Annotated in this window: 22 protein-coding genes and 1 pseudogene; 17 read left to right on the top strand and 6 right to left on the bottom strand. The window is 66.0% G+C overall.

What is annotated here, in order from left to right; genetic code table 11:
* Positions 1-12: 12 nt before the first annotated feature.
* Positions 13-1,278, bottom strand: a complete 1,266-nt coding sequence (locus ACT53K_RS18330) for an N-acetylmuramoyl-L-alanine amidase (protein WP_476230212.1) — start codon at positions 1,276-1,278, stop codon at positions 13-15.
* 508 nt (positions 1,279-1,786) lie between these two features.
* Here ACT53K_RS18330 and ACT53K_RS18325 point away from each other — a divergent pair.
* The 5 genes from ACT53K_RS18325 to ACT53K_RS18305 all read left to right on the top strand — a co-directional run bounded on the left by ACT53K_RS18325 (position 1,787) and on the right by ACT53K_RS18305 (position 8,460).
* Positions 1,787-4,447 carry an Rne/Rng family ribonuclease gene (locus tag ACT53K_RS18325; protein WP_476230210.1) on the top strand — a complete coding sequence of 887 codons (2,661 nt, stop codon included), beginning with the start codon at positions 1,787-1,789 and terminating at the stop codon, positions 4,445-4,447.
* Positions 4,448-4,544: 97 nt separating this feature from the next.
* A complete protein-coding gene (locus ACT53K_RS18320) occupies positions 4,545-5,924 on the top strand; it encodes a M48 family metalloprotease (protein WP_476230209.1) in 1,380 nt (459 codons plus the stop codon).
* Complete coding sequence (locus ACT53K_RS18315; RefSeq protein ID WP_476230208.1) at positions 5,921-6,697, top strand: DsbA family protein; 777 nt, start codon at positions 5,921-5,923, stop codon at positions 6,695-6,697. The genes ACT53K_RS18320 and ACT53K_RS18315 overlap by 4 nt, the downstream gene beginning before the upstream one ends.
* A gap of 69 nt (positions 6,698-6,766) precedes the next feature.
* Positions 6,767-7,693, top strand: coding sequence for an ABC transporter ATP-binding protein (locus ACT53K_RS18310; RefSeq protein WP_476230207.1), 927 nt, complete (start codon positions 6,767-6,769; stop codon positions 7,691-7,693).
* Complete coding sequence (locus tag ACT53K_RS18305; protein WP_476230205.1) at positions 7,690-8,460, top strand: ABC transporter permease; 771 nt, start codon at positions 7,690-7,692, stop codon at positions 8,458-8,460. Before ACT53K_RS18310 ends, ACT53K_RS18305 begins: the two co-directional genes overlap by 4 nt.
* Before the next feature lie 4 nt (positions 8,461-8,464).
* Here the strand turns inward: ACT53K_RS18305 and era are convergent, their stop codons facing one another.
* The 3 genes from era to lepB are packed head-to-tail and all read right to left on the bottom strand — an operon-like array spanning position 8,465 to position 10,963.
* Entirely contained in the window at positions 8,465-9,370 is a 906-nt protein-coding gene (gene era / locus ACT53K_RS18300) for a GTPase Era (protein WP_476230204.1), read from the bottom strand.
* A gap of 52 nt (positions 9,371-9,422) precedes the next feature.
* Entirely contained in the window at positions 9,423-10,088 is a 666-nt protein-coding gene (gene rnc, locus ACT53K_RS18295) for a ribonuclease III (protein ID WP_476230202.1), read from the bottom strand.
* Positions 10,089-10,090: 2 nt separating this feature from the next.
* Entirely contained in the window at positions 10,091-10,963 is an 873-nt protein-coding gene (lepB, locus tag ACT53K_RS18290; protein ID WP_476230200.1) for a signal peptidase I, read from the bottom strand.
* A 103-nt stretch (positions 10,964-11,066) separates the two neighbouring features.
* Here lepB and pgi point away from each other — a divergent pair, with 103 nt between their 5' ends.
* From pgi to gorA, 3 genes are all read left to right on the top strand, one after another.
* Positions 11,067-12,563, top strand: coding sequence for a glucose-6-phosphate isomerase (pgi, locus tag ACT53K_RS18285; protein ID WP_476230198.1), 1,497 nt, complete (start codon positions 11,067-11,069; stop codon positions 12,561-12,563).
* On the top strand, positions 12,560-12,862 hold the full coding sequence (locus tag ACT53K_RS18280) for an alkylphosphonate utilization protein (RefSeq protein WP_476230197.1): 303 nt from the start codon (positions 12,560-12,562) through the stop codon (positions 12,860-12,862). Before pgi ends, ACT53K_RS18280 begins: the two co-directional genes overlap by 4 nt.
* Positions 12,863-13,087: 225 nt before the next feature.
* A complete protein-coding gene (gene gorA, locus ACT53K_RS18275) occupies positions 13,088-14,434 on the top strand; it encodes a glutathione-disulfide reductase (RefSeq protein WP_476230196.1) in 1,347 nt (448 codons plus the stop codon).
* Positions 14,435-14,460: 26 nt separating this feature from the next.
* Here gorA and ACT53K_RS18270 read toward each other — a convergent pair whose 3' ends face one another.
* The gene (locus ACT53K_RS18270; protein WP_476230195.1) at positions 14,461-15,729 is read right to left on the bottom strand and encodes a dicarboxylate/amino acid:cation symporter; all 1,269 of its coding nucleotides are present in this window, start codon (positions 15,727-15,729) and stop codon (positions 14,461-14,463) included.
* Positions 15,730-15,800: 71 nt separating this feature from the next.
* Here ACT53K_RS18270 and glmM point away from each other — a divergent pair, with 71 nt between their 5' ends.
* From glmM to folP, 7 genes are all read left to right on the top strand, one after another.
* Positions 15,801-17,141 (top strand): phosphoglucosamine mutase, encoded by a 1,341-nt coding sequence (glmM, locus tag ACT53K_RS18265; RefSeq protein WP_476230194.1) that lies wholly within the window; start codon positions 15,801-15,803, stop codon positions 17,139-17,141.
* Positions 17,142-17,297: 156 nt separating this feature from the next.
* Complete coding sequence (locus ACT53K_RS18260) at positions 17,298-17,522, top strand: DUF1272 domain-containing protein (RefSeq protein ID WP_476230192.1); 225 nt, start codon at positions 17,298-17,300, stop codon at positions 17,520-17,522.
* Between the two features lie 176 nt (positions 17,523-17,698).
* The gene (gene thiD, locus ACT53K_RS18255; RefSeq protein WP_476230191.1) at positions 17,699-18,862 is read left to right on the top strand and encodes a bifunctional hydroxymethylpyrimidine kinase/phosphomethylpyrimidine kinase; all 1,164 of its coding nucleotides are present in this window, start codon (positions 17,699-17,701) and stop codon (positions 18,860-18,862) included.
* Entirely contained in the window at positions 18,855-19,487 is a 633-nt protein-coding gene (locus ACT53K_RS18250) for a ribonuclease HII (protein ID WP_476230189.1), read from the top strand. Before thiD ends, ACT53K_RS18250 begins: the two co-directional genes overlap by 8 nt.
* An 86-nt stretch (positions 19,488-19,573) precedes the next feature.
* Positions 19,574-20,146: a hypothetical protein gene (locus tag ACT53K_RS18245; RefSeq protein ID WP_476230188.1), complete on the top strand. Its 573-nt coding sequence runs from the start codon at positions 19,574-19,576 to the stop codon at positions 20,144-20,146.
* A 245-nt stretch (positions 20,147-20,391) separates the two neighbouring features.
* Positions 20,392-21,522: a DNA methyltransferase gene (locus ACT53K_RS18240; protein WP_476230187.1), complete on the top strand. Its 1,131-nt coding sequence runs from the start codon at positions 20,392-20,394 to the stop codon at positions 21,520-21,522.
* Positions 21,523-21,562: 40 nt separating this feature from the next.
* Positions 21,563-22,648, top strand: coding sequence for a dihydropteroate synthase (gene folP / locus ACT53K_RS18235; RefSeq protein ID WP_476230186.1), 1,086 nt, complete (start codon positions 21,563-21,565; stop codon positions 22,646-22,648).
* Between the two features lie 3 nt (positions 22,649-22,651).
* On the opposite strand, the gene ACT53K_RS18230 is transcribed toward folP, so the two are convergent.
* A complete protein-coding gene (locus ACT53K_RS18230; protein WP_476230185.1) occupies positions 22,652-24,079 on the bottom strand; it encodes a sigma-54-dependent transcriptional regulator in 1,428 nt (475 codons plus the stop codon).
* A 182-nt stretch (positions 24,080-24,261) separates the two neighbouring features.
* On the opposite strand from ACT53K_RS18230, the gene ACT53K_RS18225 reads away from it, so the two are divergent.
* Positions 24,262-24,399: an aa3-type cytochrome c oxidase subunit IV gene (locus ACT53K_RS18225; protein ID WP_476230183.1), complete on the top strand. Its 138-nt coding sequence runs from the start codon at positions 24,262-24,264 to the stop codon at positions 24,397-24,399.
* 1 nt (position 24,400) lies between these two features.
* A pseudogene (locus ACT53K_RS18220) lies at positions 24,401-24,711 on the top strand (NAD(P)(+) transhydrogenase (Re/Si-specific) subunit alpha); the annotation flags it as partial.

The following is a 24,711-nucleotide window of genomic DNA, read 5'->3' as shown; positions in this document are numbered from 1 at the left end:
CGTCGGCTGGCCTCAGCGTTGCGCCATGCGGGTGGCGAAATGGATCTCGACGGCCTTGCGGATGGCCTCTGCGATTTTGTCGTGGCCGTCCTGCGAGGCCAGAAACCGCGCGTCGGCTGGGTTCGAGATATAGCCCGTTTCCAACAGCACCGAAGGCATATCGGGCGCCTTCAGCACCATGAGCGATGCCATGCGGTGGTAGTTGGCCTTGATCGGAATCAGCGGCTGCGCCTCGCGCCCCAGCAACTGGGCGAAACGGGACGAGGCGTTCATCGTCTCGCGCTGGGTCAGGTCGATCAGAATTGACGAGATGTTCGCATCCTGACCGCCCAGGTCTACGCCTGCGATAATGTCGGCCTTGTTCTCGCGGCTGGCGAGCCGGGCGGCTTCCTTGTCGGAGGCGACTTCGGACAGCGTGTAGACGGTCGCGCCGGTCGCATCCGGGTTCGGTGCGCTGTCGCAATGGATGGAGATGAACAGGTCGGCGTGCAGGCGCCGCGCCAGGCTATAGCGGTCTTTCAACACGACGAAGCGGTCGTCTTCCCGCGTCAGGGCCACGCGCACCCGGCCCGAGGCGAGCAGCGCTTCCTTCACCGCCAGCGCGGTCTTCAGCGTCAGATCCTTCTCGCGCACGCCATTGGCACCGATCGCGCCCGGATCATGCCCGCCATGGCCGGCGTCGATCACCACCAGCGGGCGGCTGCGGTCGTTGCCATAGACCCGCGGCAACGGTCCGCCGGCGCTGCGGGCGGGGATCGGCATCGACACGCTGTAATCGGAATAGGCGGTGCGGGTCGCCCCCGCGAAATAGCGGAAGGGCGGCAGGAAGCGCAGCCGCTGTTCGGCCGCGGCGCGGGCAAAGGCGGAATCGTCCACCGAGCGCAGCTGCAGCGTCAGCGTGCGACCGCCATCGGCAAAATTGCCTTCCGCCACGATCGCCGGCCGGGCGAGATCGAGCACGATCCGGGCGCCGTCGTCGCCATGCCGTCCCTGGCGGATCGCGGAAACGTCGCCGCCCGCTTCGGCCGCGCGACCCGGCGTGGCGCCGTTCACGTCGAGCGCAATGCGATGCGGCGCCGGCAACACAAAGGCCGTCGCGTCGCGCACCGGCGCATCGAAGGTGATCACCACCCGATCCCCGTGTACGCGAACCTTTTCGACGACCCCGGCCCAACTTGGCGCACCGGTAAGCCACCCGGTCAGAAGAGCGAGCAGAAACAGCACGCGCTTGCTATGCCGCGGCCCCCGCCGCCCGGTCCAGCCCAAAAGCTTGGTCACTACGCCCCTCACACAGACGAATACGCAATCTGAGGGTGACCCTAGGCAGCGGCCTTCAAATCCCGCTGAATCGATCTGGTTAAGTTGGGATTGACCACCTTTCCTTCTACGCGCGCGATTTAGAACGATGTAGCAACGATACTCGCGGCGCCTCGCCGAAATTCTCTCGCCGTTCCGACAGTTGCCGCATCGTCAAACGGGTGCTAGGCAGTGCATGCTTCCGGTTCAATGCCGGAACAGGTCGAGCGGCCATGTGGGGCCGCGACAGTTCAGGTTGACGCTCGCATGAGGCAATTTCCCCAACGTCCGCACAGCCAGGCCATCACGGCCGGCGTGGCGGCGATGGTGGAGCAGTCGGACCGCCGGTCCGTGCGTGCCCGTGCAGCAGCAGCAGTTTTTGAAAACCGCAGAACCCCGTCCGGCATCGCCGGGCCGGGTCGCACACCCAATCGCGCGCACGCGCCACATCCCGTATCCGGATCCGGCCGGCGCGCCCGGAGAATATTGAATGACCATGCGTATGTTGATCGACGCACGGCACCGGGAGGAAACCCGCGTTGCCGTCGTCAAGGGAAACCGAATCGAGGAGTTTGATTTCGAGTCCGCCGAGCGCAAGCAGCTCAAGGGCAATATCTATCTGGCCAAGGTAACCCGCGTCGAACCGTCGCTGCAGGCGGCGTTCGTCGATTATGGCGGCAATCGCCACGGCTTCCTGGCCTTTTCCGAAATCCACCCCGATTATTACCAGATTCCGAAGGAAGACCGCGAAGCGCTGCTGCGCGAAGAGGCCGAGCATGCCGCCCAGGAAGCCGCGCTTCGCGAGGAAGAGGGCGACGACGATCACGACCACGACGACGGCCATGAGGATGGCGTCGAAGTAGTCGAGCGCCCGCACGACGACGAGGAAGCCGCCGAAGGCGAGGATGCACCTGAGGGCGGTCGCCGTCGGCGTGGTCGCGGCGGCAATGGCGACGAGGCGGAGGCGCTGCGCCAGCGCCGCATGAACCTGCGCCGCCGCTACAAGATTCAGGACGTGATCCGCCGCCGTCAGGTGCTGCTGGTCCAGGTCGTCAAGGAAGAGCGCGGCAACAAGGGTGCGGCGCTGACCACCTATCTCAGCCTGGCCGGCCGCTACTGCGTGCTCATGCCGAACACCGCGCATGGCGGCGGCATCAGCCGCAAGATCAGTTCGGCGGCCGACCGCAAGCGGTTGAAGGGCATCATGGCGGAGCTGAAGCTGCCGCCGTCGATGGGCTGCATCGTCCGCACCGCCGGCCTTCAGCGGACCAAGACCGAGATCAAGCGCGACTTCGACTATCTCGCGCGTCTGTGGGACGAGATTCGCGAGAAGACCTTGTCTTCCTCGGCACCCGCGCTCGTCTATGGCGACAGCGATCTTATGAAGCGGGCGATCCGCGACATTTATAATCGCGACATCGACGAAGTGATCGTCGAGGGCGAGGAAGGCTATCGCCAGGCCAAGGACTTCATGAAGCTCCTGATGCCGAGCCATGCCCGCAAGGTGAAGCAATATGCCGATGCGGTGCCGCTGTTCCAGCGCGCCGGCGTCGAGGATCAGCTTGCGGCGATGTACCATCCGGTGGTGCAGCTCAAGTCCGGCGGCTATCTGGTGATCAACCCGACCGAGGCTTTGGTCTCGATCGACATCAACTCGGGCCGTTCGACGCGCGAGCACAATATCGAGCAGACCGCAACGGCGACCAACCTGGAAGCCGCGCAGGAAATCGCCCGCCAGCTCCGGTTGCGCGACATGGCAGGCCTGGTCGTCATCGACTTTATCGACATGGACCATTCGTCCAACGTCCGTAAGGTCGAGAAGGCGATGAAGGAGGCGCTGAAGAACGACCGCGCCCGCATCCAGGTGGGTCGCATCTCCGCCTTTGGTTTGATGGAAATGAGCCGCCAGCGACTGCGCACCGGCGTGCTCGAAGCGTCGACCCGCACCTGCCCGCATTGCGAAGGCACCGGCCTGGTCCGCACCGCTTCGTCGGCCGGCCTGTCGGCGCTGCGCCTGATCGAGGATGAAGCTGCCCGTGGTCGTGGTTCGCAGATCCTGCTGCGCGCCAGCCAGGAAGCGGCCTTCTATGTCCTCAACAAGAAGCGCGGCGAGCTCGCCGAGATCGAGGATCGCTATGGCGTGACGATCGAGATCGCGGCCGATGGCGAGCTGGAAGGCGCGCGCATGTCGGTCGAGGCATCGGGTCCGCCGCCGGCGCACGCACCGCGTATCGATCCGCTGATCGAGGAACCCGAAGAGGAGTTCGTCGAGGAAATCGAGGAAGAGGAAGTCGAGTCGGAAGCCGAGGCCGAGACCGAAGAAACGCGCGAGCGTGGCGATGGCGAGGGCCGCAAGCGCCGCCGCCGCCGTCGGGGCCGCGGTCGTCGCGGTCGGGACGGTGATGCGCCGCAGGGCGAGGCCGGTGAAGAAGGCGAGGCCGAAGACGACGGCGCCTATGCCGAGGCGGCAGAAGCCGGCGATGGCGAAGCGGCAGAAGCCACGCCCGCCCAGCGCGAAGAAGGCGAACGCGCCCGCAAGCGCCGTCGTCGCGGCCGTCGCGGCGGCCGTCGCGGTGCCGGTGGCGAGGATGCCGGCGCCGAGGCCGGTAGTGAGGATGCCGCCGACGAGGGCGTGACCGGGGCAGAAGAACCGGTCGCGACCGAGCCGGTCGTCGCCGAAGCGCCGGAGTCGGTTGCCGAGGCGGAAGCCGCACCCGCACCGAAGCGCCGCCGCAGCCGCAAGAAGGCTGAAGCTCCGGCTGAAGCCGAAGCCGAAACGCCGGTGGCCGAAGCTGCTGCGCCGGCCGAAGCGGTAGCTGAGCCGGTGGCCGAGGAAACGCCGGCCAAGCCCAAGCGCACCCGCCGTAAAAAGGTGGATGCCGCACCCGAGGCAGAAGCTGCACCGGCGCCCGTGGCAGAGCCTGAGCCGGTGGCCGAGGAAGCGCCGGCCAAGCCCAAGCGCACCCGCCGCAAGAAGGCTGATGTCGCGCCGGAAGCCGCGGAACCCCAGCCCGAGCCGGTGGCGCAGGACGCGAAGCCCGTGAGCGAGCCGGTTGCGGAAGCCGATACCGCCGATGCGGAAGCAGAGGCTGCTGAGGGCGATGCCGCCGCGCCGCGCCGCGGCTGGTGGCAGCGAACCTTCGGCAATTGAGCCTGAACCCGGCGCAGCCCATGGTGGCTGCGCCGGGCTTCACCGGCGGTTCAGCTTTGCGCCGCCAGTCGGCAACCGGATAGAGGCAGGAGTCGAAATGTCCCGCATCCACCGTCTGGCCACGCTGCTTGCGCTGTTGTGTCTGGGGCTGTTCGCGGCACGTCCGGCCATGGCCCAATCGGTATTGCGCGATGCCGAGACGGAGGCACTGCTGGCCGACATGGCGGCGCCGCTGTTCAAGGCGGCCGGTCTGTCGCCCGCCAACGCCAAGGTGGTGTTGATCCAGGATCCGTCGATCAACGCCTTCGTTGCCGGCGGCCAGATCGTCTATGTCAATTCCGGCCTGATCGACGCCGCAGACAACGCCAATCAGGTGCAGGGCGTGGTCGCGCACGAAATCGGCCATATCGTCGGCGGCCATGCGGTGTTCCAGCGCGACGGCGGTTACGGCAAAATCTCTATCCTCAGCCTGTTGCTCGGCGCTGCGGCGATGGCCGCGGGTTCGGCCGAAGCCGGCACGGGCATTCTGATGGCCGGTCAGCGCGCCGCGATCGGCAAATATCTCGCCTATAGCCGCGTGCAGGAATCCTCGGCCGACGCAGCGGGCTCGCATTTCCTCAACACCGCCGGCATCAGCGGCAAGGGCATGCTCAGCTTCTTCGACAAGCTGACGCAGCAAATGCACACCTATGGCTATTACACCACCGACCCGGATGTCGATCCATTCGCCCAGACGCACCCGATGTCGCAGGATCGTGTTGAGGCGCTGAAGGCCGATCTGCAGAAGTCGCCGGCTTGGAACAAGCCGTCCGATCCGGATCTGGAGCGGCGGTTCAAGCGGGTGCAGGCAAAGCTGCGCGGCTATGTCAACGATCCCAAGACGACGCTCCGCGTTTATCCGCTTACCGACCAGTCGGCGCCGGCCCATTATGCCCGCGCTTATGCCTATCACCAGTCGGGCTATCCCGAGCAGGCGGCGGCGGAAACCGCGGCGCTGGTGAAAATGGCGCCCGACGATCCCTATTTCCTCGAACTCGAAGGGCAGATCCTGCTCGAATCGGGCAAGCCGCAGGAGGCGCTGGCGCCGCTGCGTCGTGCCACCGAGCTGTCCCACTATTCGCCGCTGATCGCCGCAACACTGGGGCATGCGCTGGTCGCCACCGAGGACAAGACCAATCTCAAGGAAGCCGAGCGGGTGCTACGCGATTCGATCACGCGCGATCGCGACAATCCCTTTGCCTGGATCAATCTGGGGACCGTCTATGACCAGCTGGGCGACCAGCCGCGCGCCGCGCTCGCCACGGCCGAACGTGCCAATCTGATCGGCGATGCGCGGACTGCCTATATGATGGCGCGTCAGGCAATGGGCGGCTTGCCGCAGGGATCGGCCGACTGGGTGCGCGCACAGGATATTCAGATGGTATCGGAAAATCAGTTGAAGGACGACAAGCGCAACAAGGGGCGCAGCGGCGAATGATCGCGCGTCTGACCCGCAGCCCGCTGGCATTGGTCGGGGCCTTGCTGCTTGCCGCAATTCTGGGCGGACTTGTTGTGCTCGGCGCGCAGGCGGCAATTCCCGGCGCAGGCGGTGACAAGGCGCGGGTGGAAGCGATCGTGCGTGCCTATCTGCTCGAAAAACCCGAAATTCTGCGCGAGATGATGGAGCGGCTGCAGCAGCAGGAAAGCGCGCAGCTGCAAAAGGCGCAGGATAATGCCCAGTCGGCGGTACCGGCGGCGATCCCTGCGCTCACCACGCCCTTCGCCAGCGCCTGGGCCGGCAATCCGCAGGGCGATGTGACGGTCGTCGCCTTCATGGACTATGCCTGTGGCTATTGCCGCGCCAGCCTGCCCGGCTTGACTGAGCTGATCGCCAAGGATCCGAAGGTCCGCGTCGTCTATCGCGAATATCCGGTGCTGGGGAATGCCAGCGTGGCAGCGGCGCACTGGGCGCTTGCGGCGGCGCAGCAGGGCAAGTTCCGTGCGTTTCACGATGCCTTGTTCGCTGCCGACGGCCCGAGCGATGCGGCGATCGCGGATGCGCTGGCCAAGGCGGGCGTGGATCGGGCTGCCGCGGAAAAGGCGGTACGCTCCGACGCGGTTGCCCATGAAATCGAGGCAAATCGCAAGCTCGGCGCAAAGCTGGCGATGAACGGCACGCCTTCCTGGGTGATCGGCGGCAAGATCTATTATGGCGCCCGCGACTATCAGGCATTGGCCGACGCCGTGGCGGAAGCGCGTAAGTCCAAGTAATCCGAGGCTCTTGTTGTCGGGAGGGGGGCTGCCTACCTAGCGGCTTCCTTCCGGCCGGGGCTTTCATTCATGCAATCCATCCTGTCGCTACGCCAGGTCAGCAAGACTTATGCGTCGGGCCACAAGGCGCTCGACCATGTCGATCTCGACATAAGGCGCGGCGAGATATTCGCGCTGCTCGGCCCTAACGGTGCGGGCAAGACGACGCTCATTTCGATTATCTGCGGCATCGTCACGCCGAGTTCGGGCGCCATTCTGGTCGACGGCCATGATGCGATCCGCGAACCGCGCGCGGCGCGGTCGAAGATCGGGCTGGTGCCGCAGGAAGTGGCGGTGGACATGTTCTCGCGCGTCGGATCGGCCGCCCGCTATTCGCGCGGGCTGTTCGGCAAGGCACCCGACGGCGCCTATTGCGACCAGCTCCTCAAAGACCTGTCGCTGTGGGACAAGCGCGACGCCAAGATCATGGAGCTGTCGGGCGGCATGAAGCGGCGCGTGATGATCGCCAAGGCGCTGAGCCACGAACCCGACATCCTGTTTCTGGACGAACCCACCGCCGGCGTGGATGTCGAATTGCGGCGCGACATGTGGAAGCTGATCGGCCGGCTGCGCGACCGCGGTACCACCATCATCCTGACCACCCACTATATCGAGGAGGCCGAGGAAATGGCCGACCGGGTGGGCGTGATCAACAAGGGCAAGCTGCTGCTGGTCGAGGACAAGACGACGCTGATGCAGAAGCTCGGCAAGCGCGAACTGGACCTTAGCCTGGTCGAGCCGCTGAAGGCGATTCCGGTCGAGCTGGCCGAATGGAACCTGGTGCTGGCGGATGACGGGCACCGGCTGCGCTACACCTTCGATGCGCAGGCCGAACGGACCGGCATCCCGTCGCTGCTGCGCACGCTGCATGACCTGGGCATCGCCTTCAAGGATCCCGATACGTCCAAATCGAGCCTGGAGGACATCTTCGTCGATCTGGTGGGGGCGCGGCAATGAACGGCATCAATTTTCACGGCATCTGGGCGATCTACACGTTCGAGATGGCGCGCACGCTGCGTACGCTGTGGCAGTCGATCGCGACGCCGGTGATTACCACCTCGCTCTATTTCATCGTGTTCGGCGGGGCGATCGGCAGCCGGATCGATTCGATCCACGGCGTGAATTACGGCAGCTTCCTCGTCCCCGGCCTGATCATGCTGTCGCTGCTCACCCAGAGCATCGCCAATGCCTCGATCGGCATCTATTTCCCCAAATTCACCGGCACGGTGTTCGAACTGCTCTCCGCGCCCATTTCGGCGATCGAGCTGGTGGTGGGCTTTGTCGGCGCGGCGGCGACCAAGTCGGTGGTGATCGGCCTCATCATCCTCGCGACCTCTGCCTTGTTCGTGCCGCTCCGGATCGATCATCCGGCGGCGATGCTGGCCTTTCTGGTGCTGACCGCCGTCACCTTCAGCCTGTTCGGCTTCATCATCGGCATCTGGGCGCGCAGCTTCGAACAGCTCAACATCGTGCCGGCGCTGCTGGTGACGCCGCTCACCTTTCTGGGCGGCGCCTTCTATTCGATCGATATGCTGTCCCAGCCCTGGCACAGCATCAGCCTGTTCAATCCGGTCGTCTATCTGGTCAGCGGCTTCCGCTGGAGCTTTTTCGGCCATGGCGACGTGGCGATCGGCTGGAGCCTGGGCTTCACCGCCGCCTTCCTGCTGATCTGCCTGGCCGTGGTCGTCACCATCTTCCGCACCGGATACCGGCTGAAGAACTGACGGCTCAGTCCACCCAGTCGAGCCCGATTTCGCGATAGAGGCCGCGATCCTCTTCCCATTTCGGGTTCACCTTGACGTGCAGGTACAGGTGCACCGGCACGCCGAGCAGCTTCGACAGCTCGGCGCGCGCGCGGCTGCCGATTTCCTTGAGGCGCTGGCCGCCCTTGCCGAGCACGATCGCCCGCTGGGTTTCGCGGGCAACGAGGATCTGCTGGTGGATCTCGACCGATCCGTCCTCGCGCTCGCTATATTTCTCGGTCTCGATTGCGCTGGCATAGGGCAGCTCGGCATGGAGCTGGAGATAGAGCTGCTCGCGCGTCACTTCGGCCGCCAGCATCCGGTCCGTGGCGTCGGAGACCTGGTCTTCGGGAAAATGCCAGGGCTCCTGCGGCATCGCCTTGGCCAGCGCCGCCTTCAGCTCGGGCACGCCGTCGCCGGTCTGGGCGGAGACGAAATAGGTTTCGTCGAACGGCAGCGCCTCGTTGAGCTTGGCGGCATGGCCCAGCAGCCGCGGCTTGTCGGCCACATCGACCTTGTTGAGGATCAGTATCTTGCGCTCGGGCCGGGCGCGGAGGCTTTCCAGCACCGTCTGCACCTTGGGGCCGATGCCGCCCTTGCCGTCGACCACCAGCGCGATCAGGTCGGCGCCCTGCGCGCCTTCCCAGGCAGCGGCGACCATCGCGCGGTCCAGCCGGCGTTCGGGTGTGAAGATGCCCGGCGTATCGACCAGGATCAGCTGCGCATCGCCTTCGATTGCAATGCCCATCAGCCGCGCGCGCGTGGTCTGCGCCTTGGGGCTGACGATCGCGACCTTCTGGCCGACCAGCGCATTGACCAGCGTCGATTTGCCGGCATTCGGCGCGCCGACGATCGCAACGACGCCGCAGGATTGGGGTTTGGGTTCGGTCATGGATTCCGGTTGTAATGAGGATTGAGCGTGGGGGCGAGGGGCGCGCTGGCTCTCACCCGCCCAGCTTCGCCAGCAGCGCGGCGGCGGCGGCGGTTTCGGCTTCCTGCTTGTTGCTGCCCTCGGCGCTGGCTTCGGCAAGCTTGCCGATCGACACCTTCACCGTGAAGCGCGGCGCGTGGTTGGGCCCAGAGCGGTCGACCACTTCATATTCGGGCGGGCGCCGGTTGCGCGCGGCGGCCCATTCCTGCAGCGCCGATTTCGGGTGCTTGGGTGCCTTGGCATGGGCGTCGATCCGGTCGCCCCAGATGCGGCGGACAAAGCCACGCGCGGCATCGAGCCCGGCTTCGCGGTAGAAGGCGCCGATCAGCGCCTCCATCACGTCGCCCAGCACATTGTCGCTGTCGGCGGCGCCGTCGTCGCGCGCCTGCTTGCCGAGCTTCAGATAGGGCACCACGCCCAGCGCGCGCGCGACATCGGCGCAGACCGGCCCGGTCACCAGCGCGTTCAGCCGCCGCGACAGCGCCCCTTCGGGTTCGTCCGGAAAGCGCTCGAACAGCCACTCGGCGATTACCAGCCCCAGCACGCGATCACCCAGAAATTCCAGACGCTGGTAATTGCCCGCCGCCTGGCTGCCATGGGTCAGCGCCCGCTCGAAAGCGGCGAGGTCCTGCGCCGGGCGGCCGAAGGTCGCAGCGACCCAGCCGCCCAGATCGGGCACGCTCAGAAGCCTTCTCCGATCCGGCTCCAGCGCGCTGCCGTGAACCAGGTCCAGGGCAGGAACCAGTTGGCGCTGCCGTCGGTGGACCAGAAGTTCACCACTGCCTTGCCCTCGATATTCTCGAGCGGCACGAAGCCGATGCCGTTGCCGTTGGGCGGCTGCGGGAAGCGGCTGTCGGTGGAATTGTCGCGGTTGTCGCCCATCAGGAACACATGGCCGGCGGGCACCGTGTACACATCGGTGTCGTCCTGCGGCAGCGTATCCTGGTCGAGCACATTATATTGCTTGCCGCTCGGCAGCGTCTCGCGGAACTGCGGGATGCGGCACACCGGATTGCCCTTGTCGTCCGCGGTCTGGAAGCGGGTCGGGCAGTTCACGAAATTGGGGGTGATCGGCAGCATGAAGTCGGCGATGCGCTGCTTGGGCACCGGCTTGCCGTTCAGGATCACCTGGCCATGGACCATCTGCACCGTGTCGCCGGGCAGGCCGATCACACGCTTGATCCAGTCCTCGCCATTGTGATTGGGCGCCTTGAACACCACCACGTCGCCGCGCGCGGGCGTCCCGGGGAAGATGCGGCCCGGGATCAGCGGCAGGCTCCACGGCAGCGAGTGCTTCGAATAGCCGTAGTTCCATTTGGTGATGAACAGATAGTCGCCGATCAGCAGCCGCGGCAGCATCGACTCGCTGGGGATGCTGAACGGCGAGAAGATGAAGCTGCGCACCACGAACACGATCAGCGCCAGCTTCAGCAGAAAGGTCGCGAGATCGCGCCATTCCGACTTTGGCTTTTCGGGCTTTGCGGTCGGCGATGCAGGCGCGGCGGCACCAGCCGGGGCGGGAGCTGCGGTTTCGGCGGAGGAAGGCGTTTCCATGGGCTATGCTCTGCTAGCGCCGGGCGGTGAGGTCAAGCCGATGAATGAGGCTGGCCCCGGCAGGATTGGGACGATAGGGGGACGTGCCACCATGGAGATGAATATGGCCTTGCCAGACTGGACGCCGATCCAATCCCTTCCGCATGCGACGCTCACGCAGCTTTTCGCCGCCGACGCCGACCGGCTGTCGCGGCTGAGCGTCGATGTCGCCGGCATCCATTTCGACTGGTCGAAGACGCACCTGACCGGCGAGGCGCTGGCCGCCTTCGCCGCGCTGGCCGACCGGATGGGCCTTGCCGCGAAGCGCGACGCGCTGTTCGCGGGCGAGGCGATCAACGTCACCGAGGGCCGCGCTGCCGAACACACCGCCGAACGCTATGAAGGCGCGCCAGACAGCGTTGCGCGCGCCCGCAGCCAGCACGCCCGGATGCGCGCGCTGATCGACGCGATCGAGGCCGAGGCGCTGGGGCCGGTGCGGCACATCCTGCATGTCGGCATCGGCGGCTCCGCGCTGGGGCCGGACCTGCTGGTCGATGCGCTGGGCCGCGATGCCGACCGCTATGACGTGGCGATCGTCTCCAATGTCGATGGTGTGGCGCTGGAAGAAGCGATGAAGCGCTTTGATCCGCAGGCGACGATCCTGGCGATCGCCAGCAAGACCTTCACGACGACCGAGACGATGCTGAACGCAGAAAGCGCGCTGGCGTGGATGGCCGAGGGCGGGGTGGCTGATCCCTATGGCCGCGTCGTCGCACTCACTGCCGCGCCCGAGCGGGCGGTGGAGTGGGGCGTCGATGAAACCCGCGTGCTGCCCTTCTTCGAAAGCGTTGGCGGCCGCTATTCGCTCTGGTCGTCGATCGGCTTTCCGGCGGCACTGGCGCTGGGCTGGGAAGCGTTCGAGGAATTGCTGGAAGGCGCCGCCGAAATGGATCGCCATTTCCGCCTGACCGAACTGACCGGCAATGCCCCCGCGCTCGCGGCATTTGCCGACCTCTATTACACGCAGGCGCGCGGCTGCGAGACTCGTGCGACTTTCGCCTATGACGAGCGGCTACGGCTGCTGCCCAGCTATCTCCAGCAGCTCGAGATGGAATCGAACGGCAAGCGCGTTACCGCCGAGGGCGAAGTGGTGACCTGGCCGACTGCGCCGATCACCTGGGGCGGGGTGGGCACCGACGCGCAGCATGCGGTGTTCCAGCTGCTCCATCAGGGCACGCGGCTGGTGCCGGTCGAGTTCGTCGGTGTGATCGAGGCCGGTGATGCGCTGGCCGAGGCGCATCACCGCCAGTTGCTGCTCAACATGTTCGCGCAAGGGGCGGCGCTGATGGCGGGCAAGGGGCATGACGATCCGGCGCGCGCCTATCCGGGCGACCGTCCGAGCTCGACCCTGCTGCTCGACGCGCTGGAACCGCGCACACTGGGCGCGCTGATCGCCTTTTACGAGCACCGCACTTTCGTGAACGCGGTGCTGCTCGGCATCAACCCGTTCGACCAGTTCGGCGTCGAGCTGGGCAAGGAAATGGCCAAGGCGGCCGACAAGGGCGGGCTCGATTTCGACCCGTCGACCAACGATCTGATTCAAAGGGCATTTGGCGCATGAGCGACGAAGAATATGTGTATGACGAGGCGAGCGGGGAATGGATCCCCGCCGCCGAGGCCGCTGCCAAGGCCGCAGCGGCGGACGTGGTCGAGGTGCGCGACTCGGTCGGCAACCTGCTCCAGGACGGCGACCAGGTGACGCTGATCAAGGATCTGACGGTAAAGGGCGCGGGCCAGACGCTGAAGCGCGGCACGCTGATCAAGTCGATCCGTCTGACCGGCGACGCGCAGGAAATCGACTGCAAGTTCGACGGCATCAAGGGCCTCGTCCTGCGTGCGGAGTTCGTCCGCAAGCGGTAAGTGCCGTTCCCCTCCCGCTCGCGGGAGGGGCTAGGGGAGGGACCGGCGTGGAGGCTCTCGCTACAACGGCTTCCCGCGCGACAAGACCATCCCCTCCCCCGACCCCTCCCGCAAGCGGAAGGGGAGCGATGGCTGCGAGGGCAGCGCTATTGTTTTGTCGGCCGACACCCTATCTTTGCTGCAAATCTTTCTCCTGCCTCGCGCTGAACCCCTCCGGAGTGACTCATGTCCGACTATGACTTCGACCTGTTCGTGATCGGCGCGGGTTCGGGCGGCACGCGCGCCTCGCGCATGTCGGCGGCGTACGGCGCCAAGGTCGCGGTGGCGGAGGAGTACCGGGTCGGCGGCACCTGCGTGATCCGCGGTTGCGTGCCCAAGAAGCTGCTGATCTTCGGCGCGCATTTTGCCGAGGATCTGAAGGACGCGCGCCGATTCGGTTGGGACGTGCCGGATTGCCATTTCGACTGGCCGACGCTGCGCGACAATGTGCTGGCCGATGTCGATCGCCTGAACGGCCTCTACACCCAGGGGCTGGAGAATAATGGCGTCGAGATCATCCACGAACGCGCCACCGTCACTGGCCCGCACGAAGTGACGCTGGCGAGCGGGCGGAAGGTCAGCGCCAAGACGATCCTGATCGCCACCGGCGCGCACCCGCATGTGCCGCAATTCCCCGGCTGCGAGCATGGCATCACCTCGAACGAGGTCTTCCATCTCGAAACACTCCCCAAGCGTGTGCTGATCGCCGGCGGCGGCTATATCGCCAATGAATTCGCCGGCATCTTCAACGAGTTCGGGTCGAAGGTGACTTTGGTCAACCGCACCGATGTGATCCTGCGCGGCTATGACATGCAGGTGCGCGACCGGCTGCTGCAGATTTCGATGACCAAGGGTATCGATTTCCGTTTCTTCGCCGAGTTCGAGAAGATCGAGAAGCAGGCCGATGGCAGCCTGCTGGTGTCGATGACCAACCATGCGCCGATCGAAGTCGATTGCGTGTTGTTCGCCACCGGCCGCATCCCCAACAGCAACGGGCTGGGGCTGGAGCAGGTCGGCGTGGAACTGGACGACAAGGGCGCGGTGAAGGTCGATGCCGACAATCGCAGCTCGGTCGACAGCATCTATGCGGTCGGCGATGTCACCAACCGCATCCAGCTGACCCCGGTGGCGATCCGCGAGGGCCAGGCCTTTGCCGACACGCTTTTCGGCGGCAAGCCGCATCAAGTCGATTATACCAATGTGCCCAATGCGGTGTTCAGCCATCCGCCGATCGCTGCCGTGGGCATGACCGAGACCGAGGCGCGCAACAAGCTGGGCTCGGTCAAGGTCTATACGTCCGACTTCCGGGCGATGAAGAATGTGCTCGCGGGGCGGCATGAGCGCGCCCTGTACAAGATGGTGTGTGACGGCGTGACCGGGCGCGTGGTGGGATTGCACATGATCGGCCCCGATGCGCCGGAAATCCTCCAGGCTGCGGCGATCGCCGTGAAGGCGGGGCTGACCAAGGAAGCGTTCGACGCCACTATCGCGCTCCACCCGACCATGGCCGAGGAGCTGGTGCTGCTGAAATAGCACCAGCCCGTAACGGTCGGTGCCGCCTATCCCATATGTTCCAGCAGGTCGTCGCCGCTGCTGTGCGGCACCTTGCCGGCGCCGCGGGACAGCCAGGCGGTGGTGGCGATGTCCCAGGTGACATTGCCCACCGTCCGCATGATGTCGGGCAACGTCTCCACCGCGACCAGCAGGCCCAGCGGCGCAATCGGTGCGCCGATCGTCGCGGCAACGGGAGAGATCGCGCTGATATAGCTCACCGTGCCCGGCAGGCTGACCGATCCCAGCGAGGTCAGCGTCGCCACCACGGCGCCGACAGCCATGGTGGCGGGGTTGAGCGGCACGCCGAACCACTGGGCGACATAGATGGCGACCGCGAAGTTCATCGCCGGGCCGGTTGCGCGGAAGATCGCGACCGCCAGCGGCATCGTCACGCCCGATACCGCCACGGGCACGCCGATTTCGGCCGAGCCCTCGATCATCACCGGCAGGGTGGCGAGCGAGGACTGGGTGCTGAGCGCCACTGCCTGACTGGGTAGTGCAGCACGGATATATCGGCCCAGGCCAATGCGGCCGCCGATCACTGCCGCCGGATAGGCGAACAGCGTCACTGCCAGGCCGACGCTGGCGACGGTCAGGATATAGTGGATCAGCGCGCCGAACGCGCCGGTGCCGGCCTTGGCGCCTACCACCAGCGCCAGCGCGAATACGCCGACCGGGCCGACCCACAGCACCCATTCGATCACCACCAGCATCACGTCGCGGATGGCGACGAAGAAGCTGGTGAGCAGCGCCCGCGCCTCGGCACCCACCCGCGTGATCGCGAAGGCGAAGATCAGCGAGAAGATGATAAGCGACAGAAAGGCGTTCTCCGCCGCGGCCTTGACGATGTTCGCGGGGATGATCGCCGCCAGAAATTCGCCGAGCGGCGGGGCGGGGCCGACCTTTTCGGCGCCGGCCAGGGCTGCGCGCAGGCTCGCGGCAGATTCCTGCGGCAGCGGCGCGATTTTCAGGAACAAGGGCGTCAGCAGCGCAGCCGCGGCGGCCGACAGGAACAGCAGCACCACATACATTGCGATCGCCCGCCCGGCGAGCCGCCCGGCCTGCGCCGCCTCTGCCGTGGCGGTCACGCCGGTGATCAGCAGCGCGACGACCAGCGGTACGATCGTCATCTGCAGCCCGTTCAGCCACGCCTGTCCGACCGGTTGCGCCCATGCCGCAGCGGTCAGCCCCGCCTGCGGTGCCCATGCCGCGAGCACCGCGCCGACGATCAGCCCGGCCAGAAGGGAAAGAAGAATACGAGTTGGTTGCGACATGCTCGCCCTTTGGTTCTTTCGCCGCTATCACGGCGCCGACAGTATGCGACAAGGGCGCGAGAACCTGAGCCATGGCAAGAAAATATTTCGGTACGGACGGAATTCGCGGCGCCACCAACACGGCGCCGATGACGGCAGCAATGGCGATGAAGGTCGGCATGGCGGCTGGCGCGCATTTTCGGCGCGGTGATCACCGGCACCGTGTGGTGATCGGCAAGGACACCAGGCTTTCGGGCTATATGCTGGAAAACGCGATGGTCGCGGGCTTCACCAGCGTCGGCATGGACGTGGTGCTGGTGGGGCCGATGCCCACGCCGGCCGTGGCCATGCTCACCCATTCGATGCGTGCGGATCTGGGCGTGATGATTTCCGCCAGCCACAATCCCTATGCCGATAACGGCATCAAATTGTTCGGGCCCGACGGGTTCAAGCTGTCCGACGCCGATGAGGAAGCGATCGAGGCGCTGATCGACGGCGAAGTGCCGCTGGCCGATCCCGCCGATATCGGCCGTGCCCGCCGCGTCGAGGACGCGCGCGGCCGCTACATCCACTTCGCCAAGTCGACCTTCCCGTCGAACCTCACGCTCGACGGGCTGAAAGTGGTGGTCGATTGCGCCAATGGCGCCGCCTATCAGGTGGCGCCTTCCGCGCTGTGGGAACTGGGCGCCGAAGTGATTTCGATCGGCGTCAGCCCCAATGGCAAGAACATCAACGATCGTGTGGGTTCGACGGCGCCGCAAACCCTGTGCGAGACGGTGGTCGCCTCGGGCGCGGCGATCGGCATTGCGCTCGACGGCGATGCCGACCGGCTGATCGTGGTCGATGAAACCGGCACGGTGATCGACGGCGACCAGCTAATGGCGCTGATTGCCACCGGCTGGGCGCGGCAGGGCAAGCTGGCTGGGGGCGGTCTGGTGGCGACGGTGATGTCGAACCTGGGCCTCGAACGGCATCTCGCCGCGCAGGGTCTGGGGCTGGTGCGCACCAAGGTGGGCGACCGCTATGTGCTCGAGAAGATGCGTGGCTCGGGCTATAATGTCGGCGGCGAGCAGAGCGGGCACATCATCCTGTCCGACTATGCGACAACCGGCGACGGGCTGGTCGCCGCGTTGCAGGTGCTGGCGGAGGTCGTCCGCGCCGGTGCACCGGCCAGCGAGGTGCTCCACCGTTTCGATCCGCTGCCGCAGCTTTTGAAAAACGTCCGCTTTGCCGGCGGCAAGCCGCTCGAGGATGCGGCGGTGAAGGATGTGATCGCTGCTGCCGAGGCCGAGCTGAAGGGACGCGGCCGGCTGGTGATCCGCGCATCGGGGACCGAACCGGTGATCCGGGTGATGGCCGAAGGGGACGATCGGAACCAGGTTGAAACAGTGGTCGACCGGATTTGCGAAGCGGTGCGCGTGGCGGCGGGGTAAGGATGTCGCATTCCCCTCCCGCTCGCGGGAGGGGTTAGGGGAGGGGATGACGTGGAGGCTTCAAATTCGGCGCCTTCCCACAGGCCGCCCAGCCCCTCCCCCGACCCCTCCCGCAAGCGGGAGGGGTCGGGGGAGGGGCTAGGAGGTGGATAGGCCATGCTGGAAATGCGGCCCGATTGCGAGAAGTGCGGCACGGATCTGCCGGCGGACGAGGGCGGCGCCTTCATTTGCTCGTTCGAGTGCACCTTCTGCGCCGACTGTGCCGATGCGCTCGACGAACGCTGCCCTAATTGCGGCGGCGAACTGCTCGATCGACCGGCGCGGGTGGGCCAGGCCCTGAAGCGGCATCCTGCCGCGACCGAGCGACGATTCCGCGGTTAGGGTCTGTCCTACAGGGGGCGCTTTGTGCCACACAGGGCACCATGTTGAGGATGCTTGCCCAGGGCCGCTTCGTCACGCCAGACCCGCCAGTGTGCGGGGGCGTGCGGATGGCGCGCAGACAAGGTGCAAAAAACTTCACTTGCCTAAACTTCCTAAACTTCGCCGGCAACTGAACCATGACCACGCCGCGTATCCTGATCATCGCGGGCTCCGATTCCGGTGGTGGCGCCGGCATCCAGGCCGATATCAAGACGGTCACCATGCTGGGCGGCCATGCGATGACCGCGATCACGGCGATTACGGCGCAAAACACGCTGGGCGTGCAGGCGGTACACCCGGTGCCGACCGACATGGTGCTGGCGCAGATCGATTCGGTGATCGCCGATCTTGGCGTCGATGCGGTGAAGATCGGCATGATCGGCTCTGCTCGCACGGCGGTGGCGGTGGCGGAAAAGCTGGCCGAGTTGCCGGGCATTCCGGTCGTGTTCGATCCGGTGATGGTGGCGACCAGCGGCGCGACGCTGGCCGATGATGCCACGGTCGCGGCGTTCGAGCGGCTGATGGACCGGGCGACGGTGGTGACGCCCAACCTGCCCGAACTGGCGGCGCTGGGGCGCGATCCCGAGGATATCGTCACCACGCATCGCTGCGCCGTGCTGGTCAAGGGCGGGCACGGCGAGGGCGCCGAAGTAGTCGACACGCTCTATTCGGCTGACCCGGAAGACCCGCCGCGGATCGAATGGCGCGATCCGCGGATCGAGGGCGATAGCGACCATGGCACCGGCTGTACGCTCGCCTCGGCGATTGCCACCGGGCTCGCCAGCGAATGGGATTTGCCCGAAGCGGTCAGCCGCGCGCGCCGCTTTGTCCGGATTGCGATGCGCGAGGCGGCGGGGCTGGGGCGCGGCCATGGCCCCATGGCGCAGCAGGCGGTGCGGCTCGACCTCAATATGAGCTTTTTCGAGCCGATGCTGAATCAGGTGACAGTGCCGGCGAAGGATCTGGCGGCGAGTGAGCGCTTCTATCGCCTGCTCGGTCTGCGCCAGGTGGTGCGCGCCTCGCCACGCTATGCCCGGTTTGAAACTGAGGGCGGGGCAACCTTCTCGATCGCCACCGACGAGCATTACACTGCGCCGGTCGTCTATTTCGAATGCGGCGATCTCGACGTTACTGTCGCCTATCTCCAGCAGCAGGGCTTCGTATTCGAACAGGAGCCCAGGGACGAGAAATGGGGCTGGCGCGAGGCGCGGCTGCGCGATCCCGCCGGCAACGCGATCCGTCTCTATCAGGCTGGCGAAATGCGCCGCTTTCCGCCATGGCGCATCGCGGACGATGCCTGACCTTTCCTACGAAACCCGCTATTTCCAGCTCCACGCCGGCCCGGTCGTCGGGGTGGACGAGGCCGGGCGTGGCCCGCTTGCTGGCCCCGTCGTGGCGGCGGCGGTGGTGCTCGACCCCGATTGCATTCCGGACGGTATCGACGATTCGAAGGCGCTTACGGCGGCACGCCGGGAAAAGCTGTGCGCCGAACTGCTCCGCTGCGCGAAGGTGGGCGTTGGCGTCGCCAGCGTCGCCGAGATCGACCAGCTCAACATCCTGTGGGCGACGATGCTGGCGATGACGCGGGCAGTGGCGGCGCTGGGCTTTCCCCCCGCTTTCGTGCTGGTCGACGGCAATCGCTGCCCCGACTGGGCGCACCGCAGCCAGGCGGTGGTGGGCGGCGATGCGCTATGCCTGTCGATTGCGGCGGCATCGATCGTCGCCAAGCATCAGCGCGATTGCATGATGGCGGAGCTGGATGCGGTCTATCCGGGCTATGGCTGGGCATCGAACAAGGGCTATGCTGCCAAGGTGCATCAGGAGGCGCTGCGCCGGCTGGGCCCGACGCCGCATCACCGCCGGAGTTTTGCGCCGGTTGCCCAGGCCGAACTGGACTTCGGACCGATCGTGTCGGCGGCGGAATAAGCCCACACCCGGCAAATTTTGCCTAGTCACACCCGCAGGCGCCGCGGCGCCTCTACAATGTCAGAACGACAGGAGGAGATGCGGGCATGGCATTTATGGGCGGACGCACGACGCAGGGCTTCACCGAAGCGGCGCAGCAAGTGCCATTCTACGATCCCGTAATGGCCGAACTGATGCGCGAGGCAGTCGTCGGCCCCGCCAATTTCCACGAAATGGCCGCGCTGGTCCGCTATGCCCAGTCGCGCGGCCTCGCCCCGGCGCGCTTCGGTTTCGATGACGGTGCGGCGCTGACCGATCCGCTCCATCCGCTCCACCTCGCCTTTCTCGAAACGCTGCGCGACCCGGTGCTGGGCAGCGATTATGCCGAACTGGGCAATGTCGCGCCGTGGCGCGAACGGGCGCTGGCATGCCGGCTGCCGTCGGACATGCTGGCCGATGCTTCTGACCGCGAGGCCTTTATCGCTGCGATTGCGGCGACGGGCACCTCGGCCGAAGTCCGCGTGGCGCTGTGCGTTGCCGGCCGCATCCGCTTTGGCGACGAGATCGAACTGCTCGGCCGCGAGGCGCAGGCGCTCTACGAACTCGGGCTGTTCCTGCAGGCGCGGGCGCGGCTGGCGGCGTGCGTGGCGCTGGGCGGCGACGCGATTGCGATCGGTTGAGCGCTCGCCCGGGTTGGCGAAACGTTCCAGCTTATCCACAGGCTGCGAAATTCGCCGATTGAGTCTTTTTTGCCACACTACCAGTGCTTGCGCCTGTGGATAACTTCTTGACTCAATATCTGGCGGGTGCCGGAATGTTCCGCAGGGTTAACGGTTTGATACGGAATCCGCGTTAACCAAAGTCTGCTTGACGGCGGAGTCCGTGCACCGCGAAAACGCGCGCCTTGAGAACAGGGGTGTAAGGCATGGGTGTACTGGAGAAGGTTAATCGCGCCGGGGTGCGGGCGGCGGCGAAGGCGCCTGCCGTGCTGCCGCTCGACACGATCCTGCGCCAGGACTGCATTGAGGCGATGCGTAGCCTGCCCGACAAATGCATCGACATGATCTTTGCGGACCCGCCCTACAACCTGCAGCTTGGCGGTGACCTCAACCGGCCCGACGGCAGCCATGTCGATGCGGTGACCGACGATTGGGACAAGTTCGACAGCCTCGCCGCCTATGACAAGTTCACCCGCGAATGGCTGGCGCAGGCGCGGCGTATCCTGAAGGATGACGGCACGATCTGGGTGATCGGCAGCTATCACAACATCTTCAAGGTTGGTGCGGCGATCCAGGACCTGGGTTTCTGGATTCTCAACGACATCATCTGGCGCAAGGCGAACCCGATGCCCAATTTCAAGGGCACGCGCTTCACCAACGCGCATGAAACGCTGATCTGGGCGTCGAAGAGCGAGAAGGCACGCTACACCTTCAACTACCGCTCGATGAAGACGCTGAACGACGAGCTGCAGATGCGCAGCGACTGGGAATTCCCGATCTGCAGCGGGCAGGAACGGCTGAAGAAGAACGGCCACAAGGTCCACCCGACGCAGAAGCCGGAGGCGCTGCTGTACCGCGTGCTCCTGTCCTGCACCAAGCCGGGCGACGTGGTGCTCGATCCCTTCTTCGGCACCGGCACCACCGGCGCGGTGGCCAAGCGCCTTGGCCGGCGCTGGATCGGCATCGATCGCGAGGGGGTCTATGTCGAGGCGGCGCTGGAGCGCATCGCCGCCGCCTTGCCGCTCGACGAAAGCGCACTCCAGACGATGCAGGCCCCCAAGGCCGCGCCGCGCGTGGCATTCGGTCAGCTGGTCGAGAATGGCTATCTTACCCCGGGCATGGTCCTGTGCGACCTAAAGGGCCGCTGGCGTGCGACCGTGGGGGCGGATGGTTCGCTCAACTGCGACGGCCAAGCCGGCTCTATCCACAAGCTGGGCGCGACGCTGCAGGGCGCGCCGAGCTGCAACGGCTGGACTTTCTGGCATTATCAGGCGGAGGATGGGCTGAAGCCGATCGACGCGCTGCGCCAGACTTATCTGCTCGCCACGCAACCCTAAGCCACTTTCCCGGGGTGTCGCCGGCCGGTAGCAGGGTGTCATGACCGATCTGCCCGCTAGCGCCCGCCTCTATCTGCGTCCGATCCAGTTCGTCGATACGCCTATCGGGCGCGACGGTGCGGTGGCGCGGCTGGCGGGGGGCATGCAATGGTTCTCCGCCTATGAGCTGATCGCCGTCGAGGGTGGCAGGCGCGTGGCGCAGCGGATGATCAGTGTTGCGGAGGCTGAGGCCGATCCGCGCCTTGCCCCTATCGCTGCCCGAATCACGGCCCCCCGCGCGCCGCTTAGGTTGGGTGAGCGGACGCTGCGGCTCGACCAGCCGCTGGTGATGGGCATTCTCAACATGACGCCCGACAGCTTTTCCGACGGCGGCAAACATGCCGGGGATGCTGCTGCGGCTGCCCAGGCGGGCGTGGACATGAGCATTGCCGGCGCTGCCGTGCTCGATTTTGGCGGCGAATCGACCCGACCGGGTGCCGAGACGGTGTGGGAAGGCGACGAGATTGCGCGCGTCGTGCCGGTGATCGAGCGGCTGAAGGCCAGCGGCGCCGCGCTTTCGATCGACACGCGCAAGGCGGCCGTGATGGAAGCGGCGCTGGCCGCGGGCGCCCATCTGGTCAACGACGTATCGGCCTTGCTGTATGACGATCGCGCGCTGGATGTGGTGGTGCGCGCCGGCTGCCCGGTGGTGTTGATGCACGCTGCCGATCCCAAGAGCGGCGCGAAGGGCAGTGGTGGCTATGCCGATCCGCTGATCGAAATCTATGACTGGCTTGAGGCGCGCGTGGCGGCGGTCGTCGCCGCCGGTGTCGATCGTGCCCGCATCCTAATCGATCCCGGTATCGGCTTCGGCAAGGCGCTGCAGGACAATCTGGCGCTGCTCAACGGGCTGGCGCTGTTCCATGGCATCGGCTGCCCGATCCTGCTGGGCGCGAGCCGCAAGCGAATCGTCGGCGCGCTGTCGAACGAGGCGCCGGTCGATCAGCGGCTGGGTGGCTCGCTTGCGCTGGCGCTGAAGGGCGCTGAGCTGGGCGTGCAATTGCTGCGCGTCCACGATGTCGCGGAGACGGTGCAGGCGCTGCGCGTCTGGCGCGGGATGCGCGACGGGGCGCTGACCGGGCGCTGAGCCTCAGGCGGCGCTCTGGTCGATCCCCAATTCGCCCAGCTTGCGGTACAGGGTGGACCGGCCGATGCCCAGCCGGCGCGCCACTTCGGTCATCCGCCCGCGATAGTGGCCGATGGCGAGGCGGATCACATCCGCCTCGATCTCGTCGAGCTGGCGCAGATTGCCGTCCGGGCGGAAGATGCTGACGCCCGGATTGGCCGCCGGACCGGCGCCCGGCAGCGGCGAATCGGGGCGGCCGAGCGCGAGCTGGGCGATCTGCGGAAAATCCTCGCGCGTCAGCCCTTCCGTGTCACACAGCACGGCGGCGCGGAACAGCGCGTTCTGGAGCTGGCGGACATTGCCGGGCCAGTCATAGCCAGCGAGGAGTTGCAGCGCGTCTTCGCTGATGGTCAGCTGGCGCAGGCCCGGTTGGTTTCCGATCCGGCGGAGCAGGTGCCGCGCCAATGCTGGAATATCGCCAGCACGTTCCCGCAGCGGTGGAATCGCAACCTGCACCACGTTGAGCCGGTAATACAGGTCTTCGCGGAACCGTCCCGCTTCGACTTCTGCGATCAGCGGCTTGTTGCTTGCGGCGATCACCCGCACATCCACTTCGCGCGGATGGCGTGCACCGAGCGGCTGGATTTCCCCGGTCTGCAGCACGCGAAGCAGCTTTACCTGTGCATCGAGCGGCATTTCGCCCACTTCATCGAGGAAGATGGTGCTGCCATCGGCTTCCTGAAAACGGCCGACCTTGCGGTCGAATGCGCCGGTGAACGCACCCTTTTCATGCCCGAACAGTTCGGATTCCACCAGATTCGCTGGCATCGCGCCGCAATTGACGCTCAGCATTTCCTTGCGATTGCGCGGCGATGCGGCGTGGATCGCTTCGGCGACCACTTCCTTGCCGACGCCACTTTCGCCTTCGATCAGCACCGGTACGCGGGCACGCGCCGATTTGGCGGCAATTGCCAGTGCGGCGCGAAACTGCGGCGCAGATCCAACGATCTCAGTAAAGTCGAGGCTGGCGCCCAGCTTTTCGGTGAGCGGACGCAACTCCCCCGCGCTGCTACCGCCGACGGCGGCTTCCAGTGCGGCGAGCAGCCGTTCGGATGCGATCGGCTTCACCAGAAAATCAGTGGCGCCCGCGCGCATCGCGTTGACGGCGGCAGCGACCGAGCCGTTGGCGGCGAGAACCAGGATGGGCATTTGCGGGCGGTGCCCGCGCAGATCGGCGATCAGGCTGGCGGCATCGGCGTCGGTTGCCGGGTGGTCGAGGATGATCGCGTCCAGCGCGAGGCCATCTGGCGTACCGAGTGTTGCGATCGCTGTTTCTGCATCTGCAGCAAACAGCGTGCGCCAGCCGCGCCGCGCCGCAATTGCCGCAACCAGTCGCCGCTGTGCCGGCTCTTCATCGATCAGCAGAAGCAGGCGCTGCCCGTTGCGCGTCATGCCGAATCCGTCCCCGTTGTATCAAATCAGGCCATCTCGATAGACAAGAGGGGTAAAGTTCGGCTTAAGCCTGTTGGACGATGCTTGCTGCTACTGTGGTGTTTCCGAGGTTGAGAGCAGGCATGGCGCGGTTATAACAGAAGGCGCTGGTCGAGGCGCACCGTGGAAGAGGGATTGGAACCATGGCTGATACGGGTGAACACACCGCCGACATCAAGGCCCATCTGGATACTTGGAACGGTTTCACCGCGATGATGAAATGGGGCACGGTGGGTGTGGCCATTGTCGTCGCCATCGTCGTCTCGCTGCTCGCGCACTGACGTGAAGATCGCGGTGCTGAAGGAAGCCGCCGCCGGCGAGCGGCGCGTTTCCGCGACTCCCGAAACCGTGAAGAAGTTCGCGGCATTGGGGGCGACCGTCGCAGTGGAGGCCGGTGCCGGTGCCGCTGCTTCCTACGCCGATCAGAGCTATGTCGATGCCGGTGCGACCATCGGCGCGCGCGATGCGGTGCTGGCCGATGCCGATATCGTGCTGGGCGTGCAGGGTCCGGATCCGGACAGCCTGACCGGGCTGAAGAACGGTGCATGGATCGTTGCCGGTCTCAACCCTTTCGGCGAGCGTGCGCGAATCGA

Source organism: Sphingomonas sp. DMC8, assembly GCF_056314185.1.
Note: the sequence above shows the minus strand (reverse complement) of the source record. Positions and strands in the feature narration are given on the sequence as shown.

What these genes read in the sequence shown, in the direction of transcription:
- ACT53K_RS18305 (WP_476230205.1), top strand. Translation starts at nt 7,690, where the DNA reads ATGAACGGCATCAATTTTCACGGCATCTGGGCGATCTACACGTTCGAG.
- ACT53K_RS18315 (WP_476230208.1), top strand. Translation starts at nt 5,921, where the DNA reads ATGATCGCGCGTCTGACCCGCAGCCCGCTGGCATTGGTCGGGGCCTTG.
- ACT53K_RS18325 (WP_476230210.1), top strand. Translation starts at nt 1,787, where the DNA reads ATGACCATGCGTATGTTGATCGACGCACGGCACCGGGAGGAAACCCGC.
- ACT53K_RS18270 (WP_476230195.1), bottom strand. Translation starts at nt 15,729, where the DNA reads ATGTCGCAACCAACTCGTATTCTTCTTTCCCTTCTGGCCGGGCTGATC.
- ACT53K_RS18310 (WP_476230207.1), top strand. Translation starts at nt 6,767, where the DNA reads ATGCAATCCATCCTGTCGCTACGCCAGGTCAGCAAGACTTATGCGTCG.
- folP (WP_476230186.1), top strand. Translation starts at nt 21,563, where the DNA reads ATGACCGATCTGCCCGCTAGCGCCCGCCTCTATCTGCGTCCGATCCAG.
- ACT53K_RS18250 (WP_476230189.1), top strand. Translation starts at nt 18,855, where the DNA reads ATGCCTGACCTTTCCTACGAAACCCGCTATTTCCAGCTCCACGCCGGC.
- ACT53K_RS18280 (WP_476230197.1), top strand. Translation starts at nt 12,560, where the DNA reads ATGAGCGACGAAGAATATGTGTATGACGAGGCGAGCGGGGAATGGATC.
- lepB (WP_476230200.1), bottom strand. Translation starts at nt 10,963, where the DNA reads ATGGAAACGCCTTCCTCCGCCGAAACCGCAGCTCCCGCCCCGGCTGGT.
- glmM (WP_476230194.1), top strand. Translation starts at nt 15,801, where the DNA reads ATGGCAAGAAAATATTTCGGTACGGACGGAATTCGCGGCGCCACCAAC.
- pgi (WP_476230198.1), top strand. Translation starts at nt 11,067, where the DNA reads ATGGCCTTGCCAGACTGGACGCCGATCCAATCCCTTCCGCATGCGACG.
- ACT53K_RS18260 (WP_476230192.1), top strand. Translation starts at nt 17,298, where the DNA reads ATGCTGGAAATGCGGCCCGATTGCGAGAAGTGCGGCACGGATCTGCCG.
- thiD (WP_476230191.1), top strand. Translation starts at nt 17,699, where the DNA reads ATGACCACGCCGCGTATCCTGATCATCGCGGGCTCCGATTCCGGTGGT.
- ACT53K_RS18240 (WP_476230187.1), top strand. Translation starts at nt 20,392, where the DNA reads ATGGGTGTACTGGAGAAGGTTAATCGCGCCGGGGTGCGGGCGGCGGCG.
- ACT53K_RS18245 (WP_476230188.1), top strand. Translation starts at nt 19,574, where the DNA reads ATGGCATTTATGGGCGGACGCACGACGCAGGGCTTCACCGAAGCGGCG.
- era (WP_476230204.1), bottom strand. Translation starts at nt 9,370, where the DNA reads ATGACCGAACCCAAACCCCAATCCTGCGGCGTCGTTGCGATCGTCGGC.
- ACT53K_RS18225 (WP_476230183.1), top strand. Translation starts at nt 24,262, where the DNA reads ATGGCTGATACGGGTGAACACACCGCCGACATCAAGGCCCATCTGGAT.
- ACT53K_RS18230 (WP_476230185.1), bottom strand. Translation starts at nt 24,079, where the DNA reads ATGACGCGCAACGGGCAGCGCCTGCTTCTGCTGATCGATGAAGAGCCG.
- gorA (WP_476230196.1), top strand. Translation starts at nt 13,088, where the DNA reads ATGTCCGACTATGACTTCGACCTGTTCGTGATCGGCGCGGGTTCGGGC.
- ACT53K_RS18320 (WP_476230209.1), top strand. Translation starts at nt 4,545, where the DNA reads ATGTCCCGCATCCACCGTCTGGCCACGCTGCTTGCGCTGTTGTGTCTG.